The sequence below is a fragment of the Streptomyces spongiae genome (assembly GCF_009377185.1).
GTDB lineage: Bacteria > Actinomycetota > Actinomycetes > Streptomycetales > Streptomycetaceae > Streptomyces > Streptomyces spongiae.
Genome location: NZ_VJZC01000052.1, coordinates 1 through 24,649 on the forward strand (window position 1 = coordinate 1; position 24,649 = coordinate 24,649).

A 24,649-nucleotide genomic window follows, 5' to 3' on the forward strand; every position below is an offset into this window, starting at 1 on the left:
GTTATAAGTGAAAGGGGTCAGCCGAAGAAGACGCCTACCTCCTCGTACAGCTTCGGGTCGACCGTCTTCAGTCGGGCCGTGGCATCGGCGATGGGGACACGGACGATATCGGTCCCCCGCAGCGCGACCATCTTGCCGAAGTCCCCGTCCCGCACGGCCTCGATGGCGTGCAGCCCGAAGCGTGTGGCCAGCCAGCGGTCGAAGGCGCTGGGAGTGCCACCCCGCTGGACATGCCCGAGCACCGTCGTACGCGCCTCCTTGCCCGTACGCCTCTCGACCTCCTTGGCCAGCCACTCACCGACACCGGAGAGACGGACATGACCGAAGGAGTCGAGGGACTCGTCCTTCAGGACCATGTCACCGTCCTTGGGCATGGCCCCTTCCGCCACGACCACGATCGGCGCGTAGGAGGCCCGGAAGCGCGAGGTCACCCACGCACAGACCTGGTCGACGTCGAACCGCTGCTCGGGGATGAGGATGACGTTCGCGCCGCCCGCGAGGCCCGAGTGCAGGGCGATCCAGCCGGCGTGCCGGCCCATCACCTCCACCACCAGAACCCGCATGTGCGACTCCGCCGTGGTGTGGAGGCGGTCGATCGCCTCCGTGGCGATGCCGACCGCGGTGTCGAAACCGAAGGTGTAGTCCGTGGCCGAGAGGTCGTTGTCGATCGTCTTCGGGACGCCGACCACAGGGACGCCGTACTCGTCCGTGAGGCGCGCGGCCACCCCCAGGGTGTCCTCGCCACCGATCGCGACGAGCGCCTCGACCTCCTGCTTGGCGAGGTTCTCCTTGATCCTGCGGATGCCGTCCTCCTGCTTGAGGGGGTTGGTCCGCGAGGAGCCGAGGATGGTGCCGCCGCGCGGCAGGATGCCGCGCACCGCGGGGATGTCGAGCCGCACGCTGTCGTTCTCGAGCGGACCCCGCCAGCCGTCCCGGAAGCCGACGAAGTCATAGCCGTACTCCTGCACGCCCTTGCGGACGATGCCCCGGATGACGGCGTTGAGCCCGGGGCAGTCGCCGCCTCCGGTCAGTACTCCGACCCGCATGGAAATGTCCCTTCGCCCTGCACTGCATGACGTCAGTCACGCTAATAGTGATCCAGGTCACTTCAGTATGGGGCGGAAGGTCAATTCCGGTGAATTGTGGGTGAGTTGATCAACTTGGGATCACTCGTCCGGGCGTATCGGACTGTTTACGCCTCGTCGAGGCCCCGCTCTATGGCATAGCGGACCAGCTCCACGCGGTTGTGCAACTGGAGCTTGCCGAGGGTGTTCTGCACGTGGTTCTGGACCGTGCGGTGCGAGATGACCAGGCGTTCGGCGATCTGCTTGTAGCTCAGGCCCTTGGCGACCAGCCGGAGCACCTCGGTCTCGCGCTCGGTGAGCTGCGGGGCCCTGGGCCTGTCGGCCTCCGCTCCCGCGGCCAGGGCGGGATCCGGTTCCGAGGCGAGGCGGCGGTACTCGCCGAGGACCAGGCCCGCGAGGCCGGGCGTGAACACGGGGTCACCGACGGCCGTGCGGCGCACCGCGTCGATCAGCTCCTCGGTGGAGGCCGACTTCAGGAGATAGCCGGTCGCCCCGGACTTCACGGCCTCCAGGACGTCCGCGTGCTCACCACTGGCCGAGAGGACGAGAACGCGCAGCGCCGGGTTCGCGCCCACCAGTTCCTTGCACACCTGCACCCCGGGCTTGGCCGGCAGGTTCAGATCCAGGACGAGGACGTCAGGCGCGGCGGCCTGGGCGCGGCGTACCGCCTGTTCGCCGTCGCCCGCCGTGGCGACCACGTCGAAGCCGGACTCGGCCAGGTCGCGGGCGACGGCGTCACGCCACATGGGGTGGTCGTCGACCACCATGACCTTGATCGAGCCCTGCTGAGGATCTTCTTCCGGCGCTCCCGGCGCTCCCTGCGTCCGCGTCCCCGCCGTCGTCCCGCTGCTCTCCGTCACCGCTTCTCCGCCTTCCCCCGTGCGTCCTTCGGGCCCTGCGGGGCCCTGGGTACCTTCAGTTCGACTTCCGTGCCCTGTCCCGCGACCGAGATCAGGTCCGCCGTGCCGCCGATGTCACGCAGCCGCCCCCGGATGGACAGCGCCACACCGAGCCGGCCCTCGCCCTCGGCCTGGGCGAGCCGTCCCTCCGGGATGCCGGGGCCATCGTCCCGTACGGTCACGATCACCTCGTCCGGCTCGTCCTCCACCAGGATCCAGGCGCGGGCACTGTCACCGGCGTGCTTGCGGACATTGTCCAGGGCGGCACCGACAGCGGCGGCCAGCTCGCGCGCGGTGAGCGGGGCGAGCTCCACGGGGGCACCGGGCTCGGAGAGGGTGACCTTGGAGCCGGCGTACGGAGCGAGGAGGGCGCGCAGGTCGACCGGGTTCGCCTTCCCGTCCGGCGAGTCCGGGCCGTCATGGCCGTCCGGGCCGTCCGGCTCCTCCACCGCCCGTACGACCGCTCCCTGGGCCGCGTCCTCCGAGACGCGTGAGACGGGAACGAGCCCGCCAGAGACCAGGGTGCGCAGGGCGACCTCCTGCTCGCCCGCCATCCGGCCCAGTTCCGCGGCCTCGCCGCCGAGCGCGGTGCCGCGCCGCTGCACCATGGCGAGGACCTGGAGCACGCTGTCGTGGATGTCGCGGGCCAGCCGCTCCCGCTCGCGGGTCGCGGCCTCGATCTCCAGGGCGCGGGCGAGGGTGCGCTCGGAGGCGCGGGCGACCTCGACGACGTAGCCGATGGCGATGGAGGCGACCCAGACGAGCACCACGTTGTGGATGGTGTCGCGGGTCGGGGCACCGCGCTCGACGATGTTGACGGCGGCCACGAGCGTGGAGGCGAAGGCCGCCCAGCGCCAGCCGCCCTTGATGGCGAAGGCCAGGACGGCACCCGCGGTCCAGATCGACGGCAGCGTCGGGCCGCCGGCCTCGATCCGCCCTGGTGCGTCGGCGACGCGGGTGAGCAGGATGCCGACGAGCGCGATGGTGAGGTCGACGGCGAGGAACCGCTTGGTGCAGCTGGCCGCGTTCGCGACCCTGGGGAGGGTGGCCAGTGTCCACACGACGAGCACCGCGTAGTAGGCGACGGCCACCCAGGGGCGGGCGAACTCGTCGTTGGCGCTGATGTAGAGGCCGATCGCGTACAGCATCGTCAGGATGCGGTAGCCGGTCAGGGCACGCCACAGCGGCTGCTCGACCGACATTCTCATGACTCTCTCGCGCTTGGGCATGTCCCCCCACGGCTCGCTGCCCACCCCACCCCTGGTGGATGGGTCTGTCTAGGAGCCGGACCCGTGCTCCCGCTCCGCCTGTTCGCTCTCGGACCGCTCGTTCTCGGACCGCTCGTTCTCGGACCGTTCCCGCTCGGACCGTTCCCGCTCGGACCGTTCCTTCTCCGCCTGGTCCTTCTCGGCCTTGGCCAGCGCCGCCTTCGCGGCCTTGTCGGCCTGTTTCTCCGCCTTCGCCGCCTCCGCGATCTGCCGCTTGGCGGCGGTCGCGTAGATGTCGACGTACTCCTGGCCGGAGAGCTTCATGATTTCGTACATGACCTCGTCGGTCACCGCGCGGAGCACGAAACGATCGTGCTCCATGCCCTGGTACCGGCGGAAGTCCAGGGGCTCGCCGATGCGGATGCCCGGCCTCATCAGCTTGGGCATGACCTTTCCCGGCGGCTGGATCTTCTCCGTGTCGATCATGGCGACCGGGATGACAGGGGCGCCGGTGGCGAGCGCCACGCGCGCGAGGCCGCCCGGCTTGCCCCGGTAGAGGCGGCCGTCGGGCGAACGGGTGCCCTCCGGGTAGATACCGAACAGCTCGCCGCGCTCCAGGACCTCGATACCGCTCCTGATCGCCGCCTCACCCGCGCCGCGCGCGCCGGAGCGGTCCACGGGGAGCTGGCCGACGCCCTTGAAGAAGGCCGCCGTCATCCGGCCCTTGACGCCGGGCGTCGTGAAGTACTCGGCCTTCGCGATGAACGTGACCTTGCGGTCGAGGACCGCGGGCAGGAAGAACGAGTCCGAGAAGGACAGGTGGTTGCTCGCCAGGATCGCGGGACCCTCGGCCGGAACGTTCTCCAGGCCCTCCACCCAGGGCCTGAAGACGAGCTTCAGCGGCCCTCCGACGGAAACCTTCATCGCGCCGTACAACAACCGAGTGCCTCCTGTGTCTGTCGATCAGACCTTAACCCGGAGCACCGTCAAAGGCCCCGACGGGCCTCCGGGCCGAGTGGCCGAAGGGCCTGGTCGGTGTCAGTGCGGTCGCGTACGGTGAAGTACACCTCGAAGCCCGCCGACCTCAGACGTGAGGTCCGTGGGGTCCCGAGGCCTGTCCTGCTGTTGTTGCTTTTCCTGCTGTTGTTCCCGGTCCTCACCTCACCGAACAGGAGACCGACGTGCCGGTCCGTCCTGAAGCCGAGCCGTACCGCCACGAGGGCGGGGAGGTCGGTGTCCTCCTCTGCCACGGCTTCACCGGTTCCCCGCAGTCGCTGCGCCCCTGGGCGGAGTACCTCGCCGAGCGCGATCTGACCGTCGCCCTGCCGCTCCTGCCCGGCCACGGCACGCGCTGGGAGGACATGCAGCTCACCGGCTGGCAGGACTGGTACGCGGAGGTTGACCGCGAGCTGCGCGCCCTGCGCGAGCGCTGTGCCCAGGTGTTCGTCCTCGGTCTCTCCATGGGCGGTACGCTCACCCTCCGGCTGGCCGCGAAGCACGGGGACGGCGTCCGCGGCATCGTGGTCGTCAACCCGGGGAACAAGGTGCACGGCCTGTCCGCGTACGCCCTCCCCGTACTCCGTCACCTCGTCCGGACGACGAAGGGACTCACCAGCGACATCAAGAAGGAGGGCGTCGTCGAGGTCGGCTACGACCGGGTCCCGCTCCACGCGGCGCACTCCCTGCGGAACTTCTTCCGCCAGGTCGACGGCGAGCTCCCCCAGGTGACCCAGCCGATGCTGCTGCTGCGCAGCCCCGAGGACCACGTGGTGCCGCCGGCCGACTCCGCGCGCATCCTCAGCCGGGTGTCGTCCACGGACGTCACGGAGATCCTGCTGGAACAGAGCTATCACGTGGCGACGTTGGACAATGACGCGGAGCGGATCTTCGAGGAGAGCTACGCGTTCATCGCCCGGCTCGCGCCCGGTGCCGGCAAGGACACCACCGGTGCGGGACAGGTGGGCCAACAGGAAGGGACGGCCGCTGGTGGCTGAGCACGACTCCGAGCGCGAGCCGGAGGAGAAGGGCGCGCTTCCCGGCGAGTCGGACGGATCGGGTGCGTCGGGCGAGGAGCAGCACGTGCCCTTCGACGAGGACGCCGCGTGGCAGGCGATCGTCGCGGGGTACGGCGCGGAGCCCCCGGACCCGCCCGGTGCCCGGCCGTTCCGCTCGGTGGAGGACCTCGTTCTGCTGGAGTCCGAGCCGGACGACACTCCCGGCGAGTCGGCAGGCAAGCCCCCGGAGAAGCCCTCCGACAAGCCCTCCGGCACGAGCGTGGACAAGGGCTCGGACAAGGGCTCCGACAAGCCCGCGGACCAGTCCCCCGACGAGGCCGGGCCTGCCGCCACCAAGCCGCTGGGCAGCTCCATCGCGTTCGCGCCCGGGGTCGGCGGCGGACCGCGCGACTACCGGACGCCGGAGCCGGGCGAGGACGACTTCGACGAGGACGACGAGGGCCACTTCGTACCGCCGGAGCCGCCCCCGCTGCCGGCGGCCGACGCGACGGCCAAGTTCGCCTGGCTCGCGGTGGTCGGCGGGCCGGTCCTGCTCCTGCTCGCCGTCCTGCTCGGCTGGGACATGACCTGGTGGCTGGCCACCCTCGGTATCGGCGGCTTCCTCGGCGGCTTCGCCACGCTGGTGATGCGCATGAAGGGCGACGACGAGGACGACGACGATCCGGGGCGCGGCGCGGTCGTCTGACCCCCGGGCCCCTGGGCCCCGGCCCGGGACGAAACTAGCTCGCGGGCACCCTGAGGGCGGCAAGGACCGGCAGGTGGTCCGTGGCCGCCCTCAGGTCGGTTTCGGTGATCCCTGGCTGGCCGAGGGGCACGCCGCAGCCCAGCACCTCGACGCCCCGCGTGGCGAGGATCGCGTCGATGCGCCGACGGGGGTCGTCGGGGGTGAAGGTGTGCTCCGCGCCCCAGGGGGCGGTCTCCCAGCAGTCCTGGAGGTCGGCGGTGAGGCGCTTGAAAGTGCGGCCGTTCGGGCGCTCGTTGAGGTCGCCGCCGGCGATCGCGTGCTCCACGCCCATCCCTGCGAGCCGGTCGAGAAGCATGCCGCCCTGCTCGTACCGCTCGTCCTTCTGCAGGCTCAGGTGACAGCTGAGGACACCCAGCCGGGCGCCCCCGAACCGTACGACGGCGGTCGCGAAGCCGCGCCGGTGCAGGCCGGGGGTGCGGGGCAGGAGTACGTCCTCCGTGCGCTCGACCGTGGCCCGCAGCGAGCACAGCAGAGCCGGGCCGGAGGCGGTGGCGCCGCCCGAGAGGGTCACGAGGTGGGAGGCCGCCGCCAGCCTGGCGAGCTTCTTGCGCCAGCGGAAGAAGCGGGGGGCCTCCTGGATCAGGACCAGGTCGGGGGCGCACGCCGTGATCACTCGGGCGAGAGCTTCGGTGTCGTCTCTCATCGAGCGGATGTTGTAGCTCAGGACCCTGATGACCGCGGAACCGTCTGGCTCCGTACGGGAATGGGGGAGCAGCGACATGTGGATCAATCTACGCCCAAGAGCTCGGGGCGCGAGGTTCGTGTGCGACTGCCGGTTGTGTGTGGCTTGTCGCGCCCACGCGGCGGAGCCGCATGTTTATACGGCCCCGCGCCCCTAAAAGCGTGCAGTTCCCCCACCTCGAAAGGTGACCCTCACATGGTCGGGTCCGGCTGCCTGGCCAGGTCTGCCGCGCCCACCAGGCCCGCTTCGTTGCCGAGCTGGGCGGCGATCACGTCGGCCACCGGCCGCCAGTTGCCGCCGACCAGCCAGCGCTTGTAGGACTTGCGGATCGGGTCGAGGACCAGCTCGCCCTCGTCGGAGAGGCCGCCGCCGACGATGAAGGCGGAGGGGTCGAAGAGGGAGGCGAGGTCCGCGAGGCCGGCGCCGGCCCAGCGGGCCAGCTCGCGGTAGGAGTCGACGGCCACGGGGTCGCCCTGCCGGGCCGCCACGGAGATGTGCTTGCCCTCGATGCCCTCGGGGGTGCCGTCGCCGAGGGCGAGCAGGATCTCGGCGTTCTCGGGGGTCGCGTTGGCGCGCTGCTTGGCGTATCTGACGAGGGCGCGCCCCGACGCGTACTGCTCCCAGCAGCCCTGCGAGCCGCAGCCGCACAGCAGGCCGTCCGGGACCATGCGGATGTGGCCGAACTCGGCGGCCACGCCGAAGTGCCCGCGGCGCAGCTTGTTGCCGATGATGATGCCGCCGCCGAGGCCGGTGCCGAGCGTGATGCAGATGACGTTGCGGTGGCCCTTGCCTGCGCCGAACCTGTACTCGCCCCACGCCGCCGCGTTCGCGTCGTTCTCCACGACGACCGGCAGGTGGACGCGTGCCTCGACCTTCTCCTTCAGCGGCTCCTGGCGCCAGTCGATGTTGGGGGCGAAGTAGACCGTGGACCGCTGGCGGTTGACGTAGCCGGCGGCACCGATGCCCACGCCGACGATCTCGTGTCCGGCGCGGGCGCCCTCGACGGCGGCGGCGATGGCGTCCACGATGGCCTCGTGCGTGCCCGGAGTCGGCACCTTGTGGGTCGAGAGGATGTTGCCTTCCTCGTCGACCACACCGGCCGCGATCTTCGTGCCGCCGATGTCGACGCCGATGGTGAGTCCCATGAATCCCTCAGTTTCGGTCGAGCCCCGCTACGGCCAACCGTACCCGAGGCCCTGCCGTCAGGGTCCCGTCGTCCAACCGGTGGGCGGACGCGGCGGAACCTGACGGCAGGGCCTCCTTGAGGGGCGTCAGTCCAGGTCGATGCGCTCTCCGGGGCCGGGGTCCTCGCCCTTGTCCCGGCGGTCGGCCTCAGGGCTCGTCCAGCGCCGCTCCTGGTTCTCCACCGCGGAGCGGTACGCGGCGAGCAGCTCGGAGCCGGCGGCGGCCAGGTGGTCGAAGACGTCGGGGTTGCGTTCGATGACGGGTTCGACGGCGGCCTTCGCCTGCTGGACGGCCTGGTTCAGCATCTGCTGGGCCGTGCCCGAGGCGACCGCGCCGAACAGCGGTGACTGGATGCCGGTCAGCTTGTCGGCGACGGCGTCGACCAGCTTGCGCAGCTCCTCGGCGGCCGAGCCCGGGGGCGGCCCGTACCGGGCGCGACGCCGGGCCTTCTCCGCGACGAGGTCCTCCTCGCACGCCGTCGCCCAGGCGTCGGGATCGGTGGCGTGCACCTCGTCGACCGCCTCGTCCTGAGCCTTCTTCCGAGCGGCATCGGACGTGGGGCGCTCTTCGCTCATGGCGGACTCCTGCCTACGGTTCGTACCTTCGACGTTACCCGAACGGGGGTACGCCGTTCACCGCCCCTCGGGCCACAGATCCGGGTCCGGAGCGAACCGGATCCTGAGCTCGCCCTCGCGCAGGGACGCGCCGTCCACCGTGCAGCGGCGCAGGGCCGACGGGAGCTGGAGGATACGACGGAACTGCCCGGCGGTGACCACGAGTTCGTCCCCTCGGCGGATGAGGTCCAGTTCCTCGCGTATCGCTCCGGGCAGGGGGATGTGCCAGACGAAGACCCTTCCGTCCCCGTCGTCGGCGTGCCGTTCGGTGACGGGCCACTCGACCGGGGAGGGGTCCGGGCCGACCTCGGGCACGTCGAGCGCGGCGAGGTCGTCACCGCCGCGGGGGTCACTGCCGAGGTGGGCGACCTCGTGGACGCCCGGCCGGCCGCCGTACGCGTCCCGCCAGCCCTCCAGGGCCTTGCGCTGCTGGGCGATGAGGCCGACCAGCCAGGTGTCGTGCGTGGTGTGGGGCAGGACGCGGTTGGCGAGGAGCACGTCGACGCGCAGGCCGCGCAGGGCGAGGCCGACGGTGGCGGTGCGCACGTGGTCGGTGCCGCTGGGTCCCGGTTCGGCGACCAGCCGTACGGTCGTGGACCGCTCCTCGAGGACCGACTGCACAGCGGCCAGTTCGAGGTCCCAGCGGGCGGCCGTGTCGTAGAGCCACTCCGCGGGCATCGGCACGCCCGCGAGGCGGCCGAGCACGGGGCGCAGGGCGCGGGCGGCCTGGCGCTCCGGGGGCAGCAGTCGGCGCAGGTAGCGGCGGAGCTCCTCGGGGAGGCCGAGCAGCGCGAGGGCCTGCGGGCCCGGGGGCAGGTCGACGACGAGGAGGTCGTACGCGTCGGAGAGCGCGGCGTCGCGCAGGGCGCGCAGGAGGGCGAGTTCCTCGGCGCCGGGCAGCGGGGTGAGTTCCTCGGCGTCGAGGCGGGAGGCGCCGAGGAGGTCCAGGACCGAGGTGGACCGCTCCTGGAAGGCGACCAGGTCCTCGCGGAAGTCCTCCGCCGCGTCCGGCCGCCATGCGGTGAGGCCGGGGGCCGCCTGTACCGGGTCGGCGCCCGTGGGGACGCCGAGTATCGCGCCGAGGGTGTCGGTGCGGTCGGCGCTGAGTACGAGGGTGCGGGTGCCCTCGCGGGCGGCCTTTCGGGCGGTGGCTGCGGCGATGGTTGTGCGGCCGCTGCCGCCCTGGCCGGTGATCAGGATGGTGCGCATAGGAGTGCACCGTACCTGGGGCTCCGCCGTGGAGCCGGGACGCCTCGTCTGCCTGGTTGAGGTCGGTGGGCGACTGCGGGTTCGTTGTGGCTTGTCGCGCAGTTCCCCGCGCCCCTATCGGGGCGCGCGACCCGGCAGCCTTCGGGGAGGCTTGTCGCGCCCACGCGGCGGAGCCGCAAATCGACACAGCCCCGCGCCCCTGTCCGGGCTACGCCCCCGACTCCACCCTCTTCTTCAAGCCCGCCAGTGCCCGGTCGATGATGACCTTCTCCGCCTTGCGCTTGATCATGCCGAGCATGGGGATCTTGACGTCGACCGTGAGCTGGTAGGTCACCTCGGTCGCGCCGGCGCCCGCGGGCTTGAGGATGTAGGAGCCGTCGAGGGAGCGGAGCATCTGGGACTTGACCAGGGTCCAGGAGACCTCGTGGTCGCCGGTCCAGGTGTAGCCGAGGACCTGGTCGTCCTTGATGGCGCCCGCGTCCATGACCAGACGGACCTGCTCGGCGCGGCCCTGGTCGTCGGTCCCCAGGACCTCCGCCTCCTTCACCTCGCCCGTCCAGTCCGGGTAGCGGGCGAAGTCGGCGATCACGCCCATGACGTCGGCCGGGGCCGCCTCGATCGTGATGCTCGAACTGGTGTGTTCCGCCATCGCCGTGGCTCCTCCAGATACGGTCCGGTGAGGGAGGGTGGTACGCACGCCTGTGCAGCGTTAGGGCCTGTGCCGAGTTCCCCGCCGTCCGCGCGAAGCGCGGGCGCAGCGGCGGCCGGTGCGTGCGATCGGCGTGCGGTGTCGCAGGTCATGTGGCGGAGCCACCTGTCCTGCGGCGCCGTGCGGCGAGCGTGCGTGCCGGGCGTCGGGGCGCAGGCGGGGAACTCGGCACAGGCCCTAAGGCTACCGCGCGACCGCCTGACCCTCGCCACCCGACCTGGGGTTCACCACTGAAGCACCCACGGCTTCCCGCTCCCGGCGAAGTGCCCGACGTTCACGCACTCGGTCGCCCCGATCCGCATCCGCCGCACCAGGGGCTGGTGGACGTGGCCGAAGAGCGAGTAGCGGGGGCGGGTGCGGCGGATCGCGTCGAGCAGGGCCCGGCTGCCCCGCTCGAAGCGGCGCGCCACCGTGTCGTACACCAGTTCCGGCACTTCGGGCGGGATGTGGGTGCACAGCACGTCCACCTCGCCGACGGCCTCGATCTTCGCCGCGTACTCCTCGTCACTGATCTCGTACGGCGTGCGCATGGGGGTCCGCAGGCCGCCGCCCACGAAACCGAAGGTCCAGCCGCCGATCTCCACGCGCTCGCCGTCCAGCACGGTCGTACCGGGTCCTGCGTACTCCGGCCACAGGGTCGGCATGTCGACATTGCCGTAGGTGGCGTACGTCGGAGTGGGGAACGCGGCGAACAGCTCGGCGTACTGCTTGCGTACCGCCTTCTCGATCACGGCGGCCCGGTCCGAGCCGACCCCGGCCCACAGCCGGGCGCCGAGCTCACGGGCCTCCTCGAAGCGGCGGGCCGTGCGCAGTTCGACGAGCCGGTCGGCGTTCTCGGCGCCGAACAGGTCCGGGAAGATCCCGCGCGAGTGGTCGGCGTAGTCGAGGAAGAGCACCAGGTCACCGAGACAGACCAGGGCGTCGGCACCCTCGCCCGCCCTGGCCAGGTCGCGCGCGTTTCCGTGCACGTCGCTGACCACGTGGATGCGCGTCCCGCTGTTGCCGCCTGGTGTCGGTGCCATGGTGATCAAGCGTAGAGCCGTGGCGCAAACGTGAACAGAGGTGGCCGGACCTGTGGTTACTGGCCAGTTGCGAATTCCGTGGACTACTGTGCGCGAAGGAAAGGCCCAGACGTGTGACGGAGAGAACATCTCGCCCGACCCCCCTGTCGCAGAAGGCATACCGGCGGGTAACGTCCGGGCAGTCCAGTTGTGCTCATGATTTCAACAAGTGAATCTGAGAGCACCTGCCCGAGTCCTGGACCGGCCGTCGCAGTACACGGAGTCGGGCGCCGGCGCCCTATGAGGAGCAGCAGTCTTGCGCGAGTTCAGCCTTCCGGCTTTGTACGAGGTCCCCACGGACGGCAATCTCACCGACATCGTCCGGAGAAACGCCGCGCAGCAGCCCGAAGTCGCCGTGATCGCCCGCAAGGTGGGCAATACCTGGCAGGACGTCACCGCCGCCACCTTCCTGGCCGAGGTGCGGGCCGCCGCGAAGGGGCTCATCGCCTCGGGGGTCCAGCCGGGCGACCGGGTCGCGCTGATGTCGCGTACCCGTTACGAGTGGACCTTGTTCGACTTCGCCATCTGGTCGGCGGGCGCGGTCACGGTCCCGGTGTACGAGACCAGCTCGCCGGAGCAGGTGCAGTGGATCCTCAGCGACTCGGGCGCGACCGCCTGTGTCGTGGAGCTGGACAACCACACGGCCGCCGTCGAGTCCGTGCGCGACCGGCTGCCCGCCCTCAAGCACGTCTGGCAGATCGAGGCCGGTGCCGTGGAGGAGCTGGGGCGCCTCGGGCGGGACGTCACCGACCAGGCGGTCGAGGAGCGCAGTTCGCTGGCCAAGGCCGACGACGCGGCGACCATCGTCTACACGTCCGGCACGACGGGCCGCCCGAAGGGCTGTGTGCTCACCCACCGCAGCTTCTTCGCCGAGTGCGGGAACATCGTGGAGCGGCTGCGTCCGCTGTTCCGTACCGGTGAGTGCTCGGTGCTCCTCTTCCTGCCGCTCGCGCACGTCTTCGGGCGGCTGGTGCAGATCGCGCCGATGATGGCGCCGATCAAGCTGGGCACGGTCCCGGACATCAAGAACCTCACCGACGAGCTGGCCTCGTTCCGGCCCACGCTGATCCTCGGTGTGCCGCGCGTCTTCGAGAAGGTCTACAACTCGGCCCGCGCCAAGGCGCAGGCGGACGGCAAGGGCAAGATCTTCGACAAGGCGGCCGACACGGCCATCGCGTACAGCAAGGCCCTGGACACCCCGTCGGGCCCGTCGCTCGGGCTGAAGATCAAGCACAAGACGTTCGACGCGCTCGTCTACAGCAAGCTGCGGGCCGTGCTCGGCGGCAAGGGCGAGTACGCCATCTCCGGCGGCGCCCCGCTGGGCGAGCGCCTCGGGCACTTCTTCCGCGGCATCGGCTTCACGGTCCTGGAGGGCTACGGCCTGACCGAGTCCTGCGCGGCCACCGCGTTCAACCCCTGGGACCGGCAGAAGATCGGCACGGTCGGCCAGCCGCTGCCCGGTTCGGTGATCCGTATCGCCGACGACGGTGAGGTGCTGCTGCACGGCGAGCACCTGTTCAAGGAGTACTGGAACAACCCGGGCGCGACCGAGGAGGCGCTGGCCGACGGCTGGTTCCACACCGGTGACATCGGCACCCTCGACGAGGACGGCTACCTCAGGATCACCGGCCGCAAGAAGGAGATCATCGTCACCGCGGGCGGCAAGAACGTCGCCCCGGCCGTGATCGAGGACCGTATCCGCGCGCACGCGCTGGTCGCGGAGTGCATGGTGGTGGGCGACGGGCGGCCGTTCGTGGGCGCGCTGGTCACCATCGACGAGGAGTTCCTGGGCCGCTGGGCCGCCGAGCACGGCAAGCCGGCGGGTTCCACCGCGGCGTCGCTGCACGCCGACCCCGACCTGCTGGCCACGATCCAGTCGGCGGTCGACGACGGCAACGCCGCGGTGTCGAAGGCGGAATCGGTGCGGAAGTTCCGCATTCTGTCCTCCCAGTTCACCGAGGACTCGGGCCACCTCACGCCGTCGCTGAAGCTCAAGCGCAGCGTGGTGGCGAAGGACTTCTCGGACGAGATCGAGGCGATCTACCGGGGCTGAGCGGGTCCCGTCGGCTCGTCGTAAGGCTTGCCGTAAGACCTGCCGTAAAGCTTATGGCGCGGTGTCCTCGGCCAGGACCCGCGCCATCGTCCGTTCCGCGAGCGCGGTGATCGTCACGAACGGGTTGACCCCGATCGACCCGGGCACCAGCGAGCCGTCCGTGACGTACAGCTTCGAGTAGCCCTTCACGCGCCCGTAGTCGTCCGTGGCCTTCCCCAGCACACAGCCGCCCAGCGGGTGGTACGTGAAGTCGTCGGCGAAGATCTTGCTGGACGAGCCGAACAGGTCGTAGCGGTAGATCGTGGAGTTGGCCGAGTTGATCCGGTCGAAGAGCTTCTTGGCCATGGAGACGGACACCGCGCTCTGGGCGGCGCTCCAGCCGAGCTTCGCCGAGTCGGTCGCGGAGTCGTACGTGAACGAGGCGCGCTGGGGGTTCTTGGTGATCGCCAGGTAGAGGCTGACCCAGTGCTCCAGGCCGGTGGGAAGTGGGGCGATCTCGGCGAAGACGGGGTTGTCGGTGTTGCTCCAGTCGTCGATGCCCATGACGGGCATGGTGGACTGGTTCGCCCCGACGGTGTCCCACAGGTGGTTGGCGCGGCCGAGCATCACGTTGCCGTTCGGGCCCCAGCCGCCGCCGACGCTCGCGTTAAGGGCGGGCAGGGTGCCCTTCTCCCGTGCCCGGACCAGGAGTTCGGTGGTGCCGACGCTACCGGCGCCGAGGAAGAGGTAGGTGCAGCCGTACTCCTTGGTCTCGACGACCCTGCCGGTGTCGTCGATGCGGTCGACGGTCACGACGTACGTGCCGTCACCGGCTCTTCGTATGCCTCTGGCCCGCTCCATGGTGTGGATCGTGACGTTGCCGGTGCCGAGCGCGGAGGCGAGGTAGGTCTTGTCGAGGCTGCGCTTGCCGTGGTTGTTGCCGTAGATGACCTCGGCCCCGAGGGCGGACTTGGTGGCGGTGCCGGCGGCCTCGCGCTGCATGTAGGCGAAGTCGTAGACGCTCGGCACGAACGTGGTCTTCAGGCCGGCGTTCTCGGCGTGCTTGCGGGAGATCCGCGTGAAGCGGTACCACTCCGTGGACTCGAACCAGGCGGGGTCGACGGTGTTGACGCCCAGCATGGAGCGGGCGCGCGGGAAGTACGTGCCGTACATCTCCGTGGAGTTGACGGTGGGGAACTGCTCGGCGAAGTACGACTGGAGGGGGGTGACGGCCATACTGCCGTTGACCAGCGAGCCGCCTCCGACGCCGCGTCCCACGTACACGGACATGTTGGCGAAGCGGACGCGGTCCAGGACGCCGGGGTAGGCGGTGATGTCCCGGTTGACGACATCGAGCCACAGGAAGGTGGCGAGCGGCGCCTCGGTGCGCGTCCGGAACCACATCGATCTCTGGTCGGGCGCGTTGGTGGCGCAGAACACCTTCCCGTCGGGGCCGGCGGTGTCCCAGAGCCGGCCCATCTCGATGACGAGGGTGCGGATACCGGCCTGGCCGAGGCGCAGGGCGGCCACGGCGGCGCCGTAGCCGGAACCGATCACGACGGCGGGCGCGTTGTCGACGGCCTCGGGCTCCACGGCGTGCGCGGACTGGAGGGAGACCCGGGTGAGACCGAGCGCGGCGGCCGACTGCAGTGCGGCCATGCCGAGGATGCGGCGGCGCGACAGGTGGGGACGTGAGAGGTGACGGTGCGTCAAATTCTCTGTCATGTGCACAGAATGCGCGGGCGCCCGTATGATTACCAGAGATGCTCGATATCCCTTTTGCCCCGCCTGGAACCTCTACCCCTTCTATCCCTTCTGTCGTTTCCGCCCCTACAGCAACTGCTTCAACTTTTCGGCCAGCAGGTCCCACCGCCACTTCTCCTCGACCCACTCCCGGCCCCGCTCCCCCATGCGGCGCCGCAGCTCCGGGTCGCCGAGGAGGGTGAGCACGCGGTCGGCCGCGTCCTCCGGGGAGCCGCCGCGGACGACCCAGCCGGTCTCCCCGTCGAGGACCGCGTCGGGGGCGCCGCCCGAGTCTCCGGCGACGACCGGCAGCCCCGTCGCGGATGCCTCCAGGTACACGATGCCGAGCCCCTCCACGTCCAGACCGCCCCGGCGCGTACGGCAGGGCATGGCGAAGACGTCTCCGGCGCCGTAGTGGGCGGGCAGCTCCGCCCAGGGCACGGCTCCGGTGAAGCGGACGGAGCCGGCGACCCCGGTCTCCTGGGCGAGCCTGCGCAGATCCTTCTCGTACGGGCCGCCACCGACGATCAGCAGCACGGCCTCCGGCTGCCGGTCGAGGATGCGGGGCATGGCCCGGATGAGCGTGTCCTGACCCTTGCGCCTCACCAGCCGGGAGACGCAGACGACGACCGGACGGTCGGTGAGCCCGAGCCGGGCGCGGACCTCATCCCCACCGGAGCCGGGGTGGAAGGTCTTCTCATCCACCCCGGGCGGGAGCTGCACCATGCGCCCGGCCGCCGCCGGGGTCAGCGCGGTCGCGATCCGGGAGCGTGTGTACTCGCCGAGGTACGTGATCGTGTCCGTGGACTCGCCGATCCGCCGCAGCAGCTGTCGCGCGGCGGGCAGCTGGGCCCAGCCCGCCTCGTGCCCGTGGGTGGTGGCCACGAGCCGCTCCGCGCCCGCCCTGCGCAGCGCGGGCGCCATGAGGCCGAGAGGCGCGGCGGCACCGAACCACACCGACGTACAGCCGTGCTCCCGCAGCAGCGACACCGCGCGCCGTGTGGCGTCCGGCGTCGGCAGCAGCATGGTCGTCTTGTCGCGTACGACGGTGAAGGGCTGCTCGGCGTCGAAGGCGGCCGTCGCCTCGACACCCTCCCGGCTCCGCTTCCACGTGGACGCGTAGACGACCAGCCGCTCCGGGTCCAGCCGCAGCGCCATGTTGTGCAGGAAGGCCTGGATGCCGCCGGGGCGGGGCGGGAAGTCGTTGGTCACGATCAGGGTCTTGTGCATCTCGCCGCCGACCCTACCGGGCGGGTTCCCCCACAGCCCGGCCCGGCCACGCTGCCAGCGCTCTCACAGACGGACGAGGAATCATGTCCTCCACACACGGGACACACGTGACACACGGGACACACGAGCAAGGGCGCAGGTGGACATGGCGGCGGGCACACGGCGGTTCCCGGTCGGGCTCCTCGCGGCCTGGACCGCGACCAGGCTGCTTCTGCTGCTGTTCGTCCTCAAGGTCCTGGTCTTCCCCGGCCCGGACGTCACGAGCGACGTGTCGGTCATCTACCAGGGCTGGTACGAGGTCCTGCGCACCGGCACGTACCCCCTGAACGACGTGACGTGGCAGTACCCGCCCGCCGCCGCGCTCCCGATCCTCTCCCCCGCGCTGCTGCCGTTCCTGGACTACGCGACCGCGTTCTTCGTCCTGGCCCTCCTCGCCGACCTGGTGGTCCTCGCGCTGCTGCTGTACGCGGGGACACGCCCCGGCAGGACTCTGCGCGGAACCTGGGTGTGGGTGGCGGGCGTGGCGCTGCTCGGGCCGACCGTGTACGCCCGGTACGACGTGATGGTGACGGCGGTGGCGGTGGCCGCGCTGCTGGCCGGAACGCGGCACCCGCGCGTGATGGGGGCGCTCGCGGCGTTCGGTGCCCTGCTGAAGGTGTGGCCGGTGCTGCTGCTCCTGGGGGCGAGGAAGCGTACGGCGTGGCTCTCCGCCGTGGTGACCGGCGTGGCGCTGGCGGTGCTGTTCTCGGTGTCGATGCCGGGGGCCTTCGCGTTCCTGACCTTCCAGCGTGACCGGGGTACTGAGGTCGAGTCGCTCGGCGCGCTCGTCTTCCACACGGCCCGCCAGTTCGGCTGGGAGGGCCAGGTGCTGCTCAACTACGGCTCGGTGGAGTTCCTCGGCCCGTACGTCGATGTCGTCAGCGCGGCGGCTCTGCTGCTGAGCGGGGTGGCCTTCGGCTGGCTGGTGCTGTGGCGGATGCGTGCCGGGCGGTTCGCGGCGCACACGGTCGCGGAGGCGGCGTTCGTGGCGGTGCTGATGTTCACGACCACGAGCCGGGTCATCAGTCCGCAGTACATGGTGTGGCTGGTGGGGGTCGCGGCGGTCTGTCTGTGCTTTCGGGGGAGCCGGATGACGGTGCCTGTGTGCCTTGTGCTGGGCGCGTGTCTGTTGACCGTGTTGGAGTTTCCTGTGTGGTTCGCCCATGTGGTGGCGAGTGATGGGCTGGGAGTGCTGTTGCTTTTCGCTCGTAATGGGCTTCTGGTGATCGCGACGCTGCTCGCGGCGCTGGAGCTGTGGGAGGGGACGGTGCCTGTCGCTGCCTCGGCTTCGGTTCCGGTTCCCGCCGGGGATGTGGCCGCGGAGTCTCGTCTGCCGGGTTCTGTCGCTGGTTTGGTGCGGGTCCGTCGTGGCTTGTCGCGCAGTTCCCCGCGCCCCTGAAAGACCGGTCAGCCCAGTTGGGCCCGCAGATACGCCCGCCACTCGGCCGTGAAGCCGGCCGGCGTCGTGTCGAAGACCTCACGCAACGCGCCCTCCACGGCGCCCGCCCGCTGCCCGTGCTCCCCCACCGCGCGGTAGAACTCGTTCAGCCGGACCTCGCCCCAGCGGTCCGCGATCATGCGGCAGGCCAGCCAGCCGCTCTCGTACGCCTGCGCGAGCCGCGTCGCGTTGCTGCCGAAGCCGAAGTCCGCGTCGTCCGGCAACCGGCTCGGGGTGCGGCCCTCCAGGACAGCCCGCTGCAGCTCCGGGGCGACCTGGACCGCGGTGCGCCCGGTCTCCCGGTAGCCGACCCAGTCGGCGTAGCCCTCGGAGAGCCACAGGGGCGTGGCCGCGGTCGTGTCGGCGCGGGTGGCGACGTGGGTGGTCTCGTGGGTGAGGACGACCTGGCGGCCGAAGCCGCCGAGGACGCCGTACGCGTCGGGGTTGACGATGATCCGGTCCGCGGGCGCGTCCGGGGAGCCCCCCGCCTCGCCCGTGGTGACCGCCGCGATCCCCCGGTACCCGGAGGCGGGCGCACCGAGGAGCCCGGCCATCTCGTCCAGCGACTCCGGTACGAGGACGACGACCCGCCCCGCCCAGTCGTCGCCCCACGCCCCGGTCACCGCGGGCACGGCCCGGTCCGCCTGGGCCGCGTACCCGCGCAGGGTCGCGGCCGACTGTCCGACCCCGAGGACGAGGCTGTGCTCACCCTTCACGGCCCGCACGGCGCCCTGCTCCCACAACTGCTCGGCGGCCTTGTCGGCGGGCTCGTCGGAGGCGACGTACCAGGTGCCGTCGTCCCGGGTGAGGGTCAGCGCGCGGGCGGCCGTGACGGGGGCCTTGTCGTACCCGCGAATCCGGTAGCGGAGTTCCGCCGCGGCCGTCGCCCGGTCCCCGGTGCGGTGGAAGCCGGTCAGGCGGTACGACCAGGACGCGAGGGGCAGACTCCGCAGGTTCGCGAACTCGGCCATGCCCGTGGCGAGTTGGCCCGCGCGGCCCGCGCTGTCGGACGTCGGCGCCTCCGTCCCCCGGTACGCCGACTCGTCCCGCTCCAGCACGGCCTCCGCCCGCCGGTCGAGCACCTGCTGGACGTCGGTCCGGGCCGCGTCGGGTGCGGGACCGCCCCCGCAGCCCACGAGAAGGGCGAACGCCAAGGACAGCCCCGCCCACACCGCACGCCGTCGACCAGCCACGTTTCCGATCGTACGGTGGCCCGCCGCGCAGGGCGTACGCCGGTTCAGACCCGCGTGACCGAGGAGACCGGCATCATGCCGACCGGGTCGTAGCGGACGGGTGCGCCCGGGTACGGGGCGTGGATGACCTGGCCGTTGCCCGCGTACATGCCGACGTGGCTGGCGTCGTCCCGGTAGAGGACCAGGTCTCCGGGCTGCGCCTCGGACATCGGCACCTGGCGCCCCGCGTACCGCTGGGCCTGCGAGGTGCGTGGGAGTCCGACGCCGGCCTGGGCGTACGACCACTGCATGAGGCCCGAGCAGTCGAAGCCGTGGGGCCCGTTGGCGCCCCACACGTACGGCCGGCCGAGGGCGGAGCGGGCCGCGGCGACGGCGGCGGCCGCGCGGGAGCCGGTCGCGGCGTCGTCCGCGGGGTCGGGCAGGTCGGTGCGACCGGCGCGGGAGGCCCGGTCGTACTCCTCGCGCTCGGCTTTCGGCAGGGAGTTGAGCAGCCTCCGGGCCTTGGCGAGCTTGTGCTCGACCACGCGCTTGTGCTGGGCGACGGACTTGCGGCTCTTCTCCAGCCGCGCGAGCTTTCCGGTGGCCTCCTCACGCTCCTGGGCGAGGTCACGCAGGGCCCGCTGCAGGTCTTCGAGTTCCTCTGCGTGGTGGGCGCTGATCCGGTCGAGTGCGGCGGCCTTGTCGAGGTAGGTGTCGGGGTCGTCGGAGAACAGCAGGGCGAGCGAGGGGTCGATCCCGCCGGAGCGGTACTGGGCGCCCGCGAGCGAACCGAGCGCGTCCCGCATGGTGTTGACGCGCTCCTGCTGGCGGGCGATCCGGTCCTGTGCGGCACCGACCTGCTCGCGCAGGGTGTCGGCGCGTTCGTCGGCCTTGTTGAACGCCTCGGTGGCCTGCTCCGCCTCCTCGTAGAGGCGGTCCACCTCGGCACGGGTGTCGTCGGACGGAGCGGCGGCGGCAGGCCCCGCCGGGACGGCACCGAGGGCCGCGGCCGCGGCGGACAGTACGCAGAGTGCCGCGCTCGCGCCCCGGTCGAACCCGGACGGTGCAAGGCGGCGATGGTGGGACCCCACGGGAAGCCGCTCTCCCTTCGCTGGCTGACACGGACCGTCCCCCTGTGCAGGGGAAACGGCCAGACAGTAGCCCTGGGAGCGGGCGCCGACCAAAGACCTCAAGGGGTACACAACGGGCACACAGCGTGACGCCCCGCTTCAGACGCAGGTCATCAGCGGGGCGCGGGGTCAGCGCGGGTCGCGGTAATTCGCCCGTTCGGGCGCTACGCCGTGACGGGCCGAGCGGTCAGATGCGGACGCCGAACTGGAAGGTACCGATGGTGCTCATCGACTCGTAGCGGACGACGGCACCCGGTTTCGGGGCGTGCAGGACCATGCCGTTGCCCGCGTAGAGGCCGACGTGCGCCAGGTCGTTGAAGAAGACGAGATCGCCCTTCAGGAGCTGACTGCGGCCGATCTTCGTGCCGTCGTTCTGCTGGGTGTACGTGGTCCGGGTGATCGACACCCCGGCCTGGCCGTATGCCCACTGGGTCAGCCCGGAGCAGTCGTAGGAGTTGGGGCCGCTGCCACCGGAGACGTACGGCTTGCCGAGCTGGGTGGCGGCGGCGGAGAGGGCGGCGGCAGCGCGGTCGGAGGCCGGCACGCCATTGCCGAGTTCGACGCGTTCCTCGGCGGAACGGCTGGCGCGCTGGTCCTGCTCCGCCAGCGCCGCCTTCTCCTGGGCCGTCAGGGTGTTGAGAAGCTTCTGCGCCTCGGCGAGCTTGTCCTGGACGTCCTTCTTCTTCTCGGCCAGGGACTTGCGGGTGTCGGAGAGGTCCTTGAGCTTCTCGGCGGCTTCCTGGCGCTGCTGGGCCAGGGTGCGCTGCTTGTCCTGGACCTTCTTCAGCGCCTCGACCTGCTGAGCACTCAGCTGGTCCATCGTGGACGCCTTGTCGAGGTAGTCGTCCGGGTCGGCGGAGAGGAAAAGCTGGACGGAGGGGTCGATGCCACCCGTGCGGTACTGGGAGCTGGCCATCAGACCGAGGCCATCACGCAGGTCGTTGAGCTCGCCCTGGCCGCGCGCGACCTCGTCCTGGAGAGTGTCGATCTCCTTCTCGAGCTTCTTCTGCTTCTCCTTGGCCCCGTTGTACTTGTCGGTGGCCAGGCCCGCCTCTTCGTAGAGCGCGTCGACCTTGGACTTGACCTCGTCCTTGCTCGGCTTCTCGCTGGGCGCGGCGTTCGCGGCCTGCGAGGTCAGGGCCACGGCGGCGGCTGCCGCGGTGGTGAGCACGGTGACACGTGCGCGGCTCGGCTGCTTCGGTCGACGGTGGGACGCCACGGAGGCGAGCTCCTTCTTCCTTCAGCCGCCTACCGACACGCCGGTGGGCGGTGCCCCTCCACCGTCACTCCTCATGAGTGATCAACCGAGCGGAGGTTCGGCCCGACCCTAGTGACCTTCTTGTGATCAGATCAAATCCTCGCGTGAAAAAACTATGTGACGCAGCGCATTCTTTGCCCTTAACTCACGTGCGGTGATGTCGGCTTGACGCTACGTTGCGTGACGATTCCACCAATTCGGGCATAGAAACCCGTACGTTGCGCTTGGGATCAACGAGGCCCTTGGGATGTACGGACCAGAAGGGCCGAGCGTTCAGCGGAGCCCGGAACCCAGCCACCGCTCGGCCCGCCCGGCGACGGTTTTCAGCCGCGTGAGAGCCGCTTCAGCAGGACCGCCGAAGCCACCGGCCGGGCCCCCGCCCTGGCCACCCCGTCGGCCACCTCACGGTCGGTGGAGGCGACGATGACCGGGCGTCCGGGCGGCTCGGCGCGCACCAGCTGGCGGATCAACTCGTCGGCGGTGACGCCCGGTTTGGAGAACAGCACCCGCACCCCGCGCGGCGGGGCGAGCAGCACGGGCGCGGCCAGTTCGGCGCCGTCGAAGACACACGTCACCTCGGCGTTCGTCTGCGCGGCGAGCTGCGAGAGCTGTCCGAGGAGCCTGAGGCGCTGCTTCTCCAGCGGCATCTGCGGATAGCCGGTCTTGGTGACGTTGTAGCCGTCGACGACGAGATGCGCCTGGGGCAGCGCGAGCAACTGGTCGAGGATCGCGGGGTCGTTCTCGGACAGGGCGCGGGCGGCGATGTCCTTCGGGGTCATGCGGCCGGGTTCGACCGCGTCGACGGTCTCGGCGGGCCGTACGGACACCGGCGGCAACGCCAGTTCCCTCCGCAGCCCTTGGGCCGCGTCCAGCACGGTGTCGAGGAGCAGCCGTACGCGCATGTCCTCCACACTGCGCCCCTCGCGCGCGGCGCGCCGGGTGGCCTCCACCGCCGCCTCGGCCTCGCCCAGCCGCGCCTTGAGCCGCCGGGTCTCGCTCTCGGCGGCCGACACCTGGGCCTGGCCCTCGGCGCGTACGACCTCGACCTCGCCCTGCACCTTGCGCAGCGCGGCCTCGCCGCGTTTGACGTCGCTGAGGGCTGCGCGGAGTTTGCGGTGCAGCGACTCCGCTTCCTTCCTGGCCGACTCCAGCTCGGCGCGCAGCCGCTCGGTCTCGGCCTTCGTCTGCCCGCGGGCCTCGGCGAGCTCCGCGCGCAGGTGCTCCAGCTCGGCGCGGCTCTCCTCGTCCGCGCGCTCCGCGTGCGCCCGCTGGGCTTCCTCGCCCGCGGCGGTGACCAGCTTGACCCAGCCCGTGGGGCGCAGCACGTAGGCCGCGGCCGCCACGTCCAGCGGGTCCGCGGCCGGGGGCGGCGCGCCCGAGTCGAGGGCGGCGGCGAGCTCGGGCTGGGCCTCTCTGAGCCGCTCCCCGATGCGCTGCCGGAACAGTGTGTCGCCCTCCAGGGCCGCCGCCATGGCGTTGCCCGCGAACTTGGCCCTGCGGTTCGGAGCGAACCGGGCGTACTGTCTGAGCTGCGCGGGCAGCTCCGAGACGGTCAGTCCGCCGAATCCGTCGGACACGATCTGCACCACGCGTCGGCGCACGCCCTCGGGCAGCGGACGGTCGAGCACCTCAGCGGCGCCGTCGCCCGGCCCCCCGCCTGTGGTCTCCACCATCCGTCACCCCAATACCTGTCCGGTACCTTTGCGGGGGCCGCTCCCGTCAGGAGCCTGCCCCCGGCCTGTCCACGAGTTCCACCTGGTCCACGGCGTTGCACCAGCGGCAGCGCACCGACTCGATCGTCTCACTCAGCACGTCGCGTTCCTCGACCTTCGGCTCCCCGGCCAGATCGAGGTGCACGTACTCGACGACCTTCGACGAGCGGGTCACGTCGAACCGCGTGAGGTTGCCGCAGAGCGTGCAGCGCCAGCGGGTGGTGCCGGTCGGCAGGGGGACCGTCGTCATCGTGGCTGCTCTTCCTTCCAGTCTCCGTGATGCGCCAGTTTCCCTGGTGCGTGTGGCTCGTAACCCTACGGCCTGGCGGGTACTCGCCGCCCGTCCGTCCATGGCGGCGAGGCGGTCTGCTCGGTTCGGTCCCGTTACGTCATGATCTGCTCATGATCAGCGAGTGGAGCGCGAGGGCGGGCCGGGCGCTGCGGGAACGCCCGGCGCCGGTGACATACGGACTGATCGGCGCCTGCTGCGTGATCTTCATGATCGGTCCCGTGTCCGGAATGAACGCCGCGTACGGCACCGGGGACGAGTTGCTGGCCGCCCAGCGGGCGTACTTCCGGCGCTGGGGGGTCGTGCCCGCCGAACTGATCGGCGCCGCCCCTCGCGCCGCGCTCACCCCCGTCACGGCGCTGTTCGTCCACGGGAGCTGGCTCCACCTCCTCGGCAACATGCTCTTCCTCTACGTCTTCGGCGCCATGACCGAGGAGCGGATGGGCCACCTCCAGTTCGCCCTCTTCTACGGGGGCTGCGGCTACCTCGCCCTGCTGGGGTACGCGGCCGCCCACGCCGGCTCGTCGCAGACGCTGGTCGGGGCCTCGGGGGCGATCTCCGCGGTCCTCGGCGGGTTTCTGTACCTGTTCCCCGAAGCGCGGGTCACCAGCCTCTTCCCGTTCCTGTTCTTCCTTCCGCTGCGCTTTCCGGCGTGGGTGACGCTGCCGTTCTGGGTGGCCCTCCAGTGGCTGGCGGCCGGGCAGGCCGCGGCGGGGCCCGGGGTGGCGTATCTGGCGCACGTCGTGGGGTTCGCGCTGGGCTTCGTCTACGCGTGGGGGCGGTACATGTGGCCGACTAGAGTGACATCCCCAGCGTCCGCCCCCGAGGGAGAGAACCCGCCGTGATCACCGCGATCGTGCTCATCAAGACCAGCGTGGACCGGATTCCCGAGATCGCCGAGTCGATCGCGGCGCTGGAGTCCGTCAGTGAGGTGTTCTCCGTGACCGGGACGTATGACTTGATCGCGATGGTTCGGGTGCGGAGCCATGATGATCTGGCTGATGTCATTCCGGGGCGGATCAGCAAGATTCCCGGGGTTGAGGGTACGGATACGCATGTGGCGTTTCGGACGTACTCTCAGCATGATCTTGAGGCGGCGTTCGCGATCGGGCTCGACAGCTGAGGTCGTATGGCGGCTGCGGGCTTGTTGTGGCTGGTCGCGCAGTTCCCCGCGCCCCTTACTCGCCTCCAGTT

The 24,649-nt window shown here is 70.9% G+C and carries 23 protein-coding genes; 6 read left to right on the forward strand and 17 right to left on the reverse strand.

What is annotated here, in order from left to right:
• Positions 1-17: 17 nt before the first annotated feature.
• The 4 genes from FNH08_RS10885 to FNH08_RS10900 form a co-directional block, all read right to left on the reverse strand.
• Positions 18-1,046, reverse strand: coding sequence for a 6-phosphofructokinase (locus FNH08_RS10885; protein ID WP_152771250.1), 1,029 nt, complete (start codon positions 1,044-1,046; stop codon positions 18-20).
• 146 nt (positions 1,047-1,192) lie between these two features.
• A complete protein-coding gene (locus FNH08_RS10890; RefSeq protein WP_152771268.1) occupies positions 1,193-1,852 on the reverse strand; it encodes a response regulator in 660 nt (219 codons plus the stop codon).
• Between the two features lie 89 nt (positions 1,853-1,941).
• Complete coding sequence (macS, locus tag FNH08_RS10895; RefSeq protein WP_194238453.1) at positions 1,942-3,213, reverse strand: MacS family sensor histidine kinase; 1,272 nt, start codon at positions 3,211-3,213, stop codon at positions 1,942-1,944.
• Between the two features lie 48 nt (positions 3,214-3,261).
• Complete coding sequence (locus FNH08_RS10900; RefSeq protein WP_152771252.1) at positions 3,262-4,116, reverse strand: lysophospholipid acyltransferase family protein; 855 nt, start codon at positions 4,114-4,116, stop codon at positions 3,262-3,264.
• 257 nt (positions 4,117-4,373) lie between these two features.
• Here FNH08_RS10900 and FNH08_RS10905 point away from each other — a divergent pair, with 257 nt between their 5' ends.
• Entirely contained in the window at positions 4,374-5,186 is an 813-nt protein-coding gene (locus FNH08_RS10905; RefSeq protein WP_322724205.1) for an alpha/beta hydrolase, read from the forward strand.
• On the forward strand, positions 5,179-5,892 hold the full coding sequence (locus FNH08_RS10910; RefSeq protein ID WP_322724206.1) for a hypothetical protein: 714 nt from the start codon (positions 5,179-5,181) through the stop codon (positions 5,890-5,892). Before FNH08_RS10905 ends, FNH08_RS10910 begins: the two co-directional genes overlap by 8 nt.
• Positions 5,893-5,926: 34 nt before the next feature.
• On the opposite strand, the gene FNH08_RS10915 is transcribed toward FNH08_RS10910, so the two are convergent.
• The 6 genes from FNH08_RS10915 to FNH08_RS10940 form a co-directional block, all read right to left on the reverse strand.
• The gene (locus FNH08_RS10915; protein ID WP_152771253.1) at positions 5,927-6,673 is read right to left on the reverse strand and encodes an endonuclease/exonuclease/phosphatase family protein; all 747 of its coding nucleotides are present in this window, start codon (positions 6,671-6,673) and stop codon (positions 5,927-5,929) included.
• 152 nt (positions 6,674-6,825) lie between these two features.
• On the reverse strand, positions 6,826-7,779 hold the full coding sequence (locus tag FNH08_RS10920; protein ID WP_152771254.1) for an ROK family glucokinase: 954 nt from the start codon (positions 7,777-7,779) through the stop codon (positions 6,826-6,828).
• Between the two features lie 126 nt (positions 7,780-7,905).
• Positions 7,906-8,394, reverse strand: coding sequence for a DUF5304 domain-containing protein (locus FNH08_RS10925; RefSeq protein ID WP_152771255.1), 489 nt, complete (start codon positions 8,392-8,394; stop codon positions 7,906-7,908).
• A gap of 57 nt (positions 8,395-8,451) precedes the next feature.
• On the reverse strand, positions 8,452-9,642 hold the full coding sequence (locus FNH08_RS10930; RefSeq protein ID WP_152771256.1) for an ArsA family ATPase: 1,191 nt from the start codon (positions 9,640-9,642) through the stop codon (positions 8,452-8,454).
• 208 nt (positions 9,643-9,850) lie between these two features.
• Complete coding sequence (locus FNH08_RS10935) at positions 9,851-10,291, reverse strand: SRPBCC family protein (RefSeq protein ID WP_152771257.1); 441 nt, start codon at positions 10,289-10,291, stop codon at positions 9,851-9,853.
• Between the two features lie 284 nt (positions 10,292-10,575).
• Entirely contained in the window at positions 10,576-11,331 is a 756-nt protein-coding gene (locus FNH08_RS10940) for a metallophosphoesterase family protein (RefSeq protein ID WP_322724216.1), read from the reverse strand.
• 337 nt (positions 11,332-11,668) lie between these two features.
• On the opposite strand from FNH08_RS10940, the gene FNH08_RS10945 reads away from it, so the two are divergent.
• On the forward strand, positions 11,669-13,465 hold the full coding sequence (locus tag FNH08_RS10945; protein ID WP_152771259.1) for an AMP-dependent synthetase/ligase: 1,797 nt from the start codon (positions 11,669-11,671) through the stop codon (positions 13,463-13,465).
• Positions 13,466-13,516: 51 nt separating this feature from the next.
• On the opposite strand, the gene FNH08_RS10950 is transcribed toward FNH08_RS10945, so the two are convergent.
• Together FNH08_RS10950 and FNH08_RS10955 are read right to left on the reverse strand one after the other, a co-directional pair.
• Positions 13,517-15,169 (reverse strand): GMC oxidoreductase, encoded by a 1,653-nt coding sequence (locus FNH08_RS10950; RefSeq protein ID WP_456114947.1) that lies wholly within the window; start codon positions 15,167-15,169, stop codon positions 13,517-13,519.
• 105 nt (positions 15,170-15,274) lie between these two features.
• On the reverse strand, positions 15,275-16,417 hold the full coding sequence (locus tag FNH08_RS10955) for a glycosyltransferase family 4 protein (protein WP_152771260.1): 1,143 nt from the start codon (positions 16,415-16,417) through the stop codon (positions 15,275-15,277).
• A gap of 145 nt (positions 16,418-16,562) precedes the next feature.
• On the opposite strand from FNH08_RS10955, the gene FNH08_RS10960 reads away from it, so the two are divergent.
• Positions 16,563-17,855, forward strand: a complete 1,293-nt coding sequence (locus tag FNH08_RS10960; RefSeq protein WP_152771261.1) for a glycosyltransferase 87 family protein — start codon at positions 16,563-16,565, stop codon at positions 17,853-17,855.
• A gap of 8 nt (positions 17,856-17,863) precedes the next feature.
• On the opposite strand, the gene FNH08_RS10965 is transcribed toward FNH08_RS10960, so the two are convergent.
• The 5 genes from FNH08_RS10965 to FNH08_RS10985 all read right to left on the reverse strand — a co-directional run bounded on the left by FNH08_RS10965 (position 17,864) and on the right by FNH08_RS10985 (position 23,416).
• Positions 17,864-19,087: a hypothetical protein gene (locus FNH08_RS10965; protein ID WP_322724209.1), complete on the reverse strand. Its 1,224-nt coding sequence runs from the start codon at positions 19,085-19,087 to the stop codon at positions 17,864-17,866.
• 44 nt (positions 19,088-19,131) lie between these two features.
• Positions 19,132-20,157 (reverse strand): C40 family peptidase, encoded by a 1,026-nt coding sequence (locus FNH08_RS10970; protein WP_322724210.1) that lies wholly within the window; start codon positions 20,155-20,157, stop codon positions 19,132-19,134.
• Positions 20,158-20,383: 226 nt separating this feature from the next.
• Positions 20,384-21,415, reverse strand: a complete 1,032-nt coding sequence (locus tag FNH08_RS10975) for a C40 family peptidase (RefSeq protein ID WP_322724212.1) — start codon at positions 21,413-21,415, stop codon at positions 20,384-20,386.
• A gap of 362 nt (positions 21,416-21,777) precedes the next feature.
• Positions 21,778-23,127 (reverse strand): NYN domain-containing protein, encoded by a 1,350-nt coding sequence (locus FNH08_RS10980; protein WP_152771262.1) that lies wholly within the window; start codon positions 23,125-23,127, stop codon positions 21,778-21,780.
• 46 nt (positions 23,128-23,173) lie between these two features.
• Positions 23,174-23,416: a hypothetical protein gene (locus FNH08_RS10985; RefSeq protein ID WP_152771263.1), complete on the reverse strand. Its 243-nt coding sequence runs from the start codon at positions 23,414-23,416 to the stop codon at positions 23,174-23,176.
• Positions 23,417-23,568: 152 nt separating this feature from the next.
• On the opposite strand from FNH08_RS10985, the gene FNH08_RS10990 reads away from it, so the two are divergent.
• Both FNH08_RS10990 and FNH08_RS10995 read left to right on the forward strand, forming a co-directional pair.
• Positions 23,569-24,300, forward strand: coding sequence for a rhomboid family intramembrane serine protease (locus tag FNH08_RS10990; RefSeq protein WP_152771264.1), 732 nt, complete (start codon positions 23,569-23,571; stop codon positions 24,298-24,300).
• Entirely contained in the window at positions 24,297-24,578 is a 282-nt protein-coding gene (locus FNH08_RS10995; RefSeq protein ID WP_322724213.1) for an Lrp/AsnC family transcriptional regulator, read from the forward strand. Before FNH08_RS10990 ends, FNH08_RS10995 begins: the two co-directional genes overlap by 4 nt.
• Positions 24,579-24,649 lie beyond the last annotated feature (71 nt).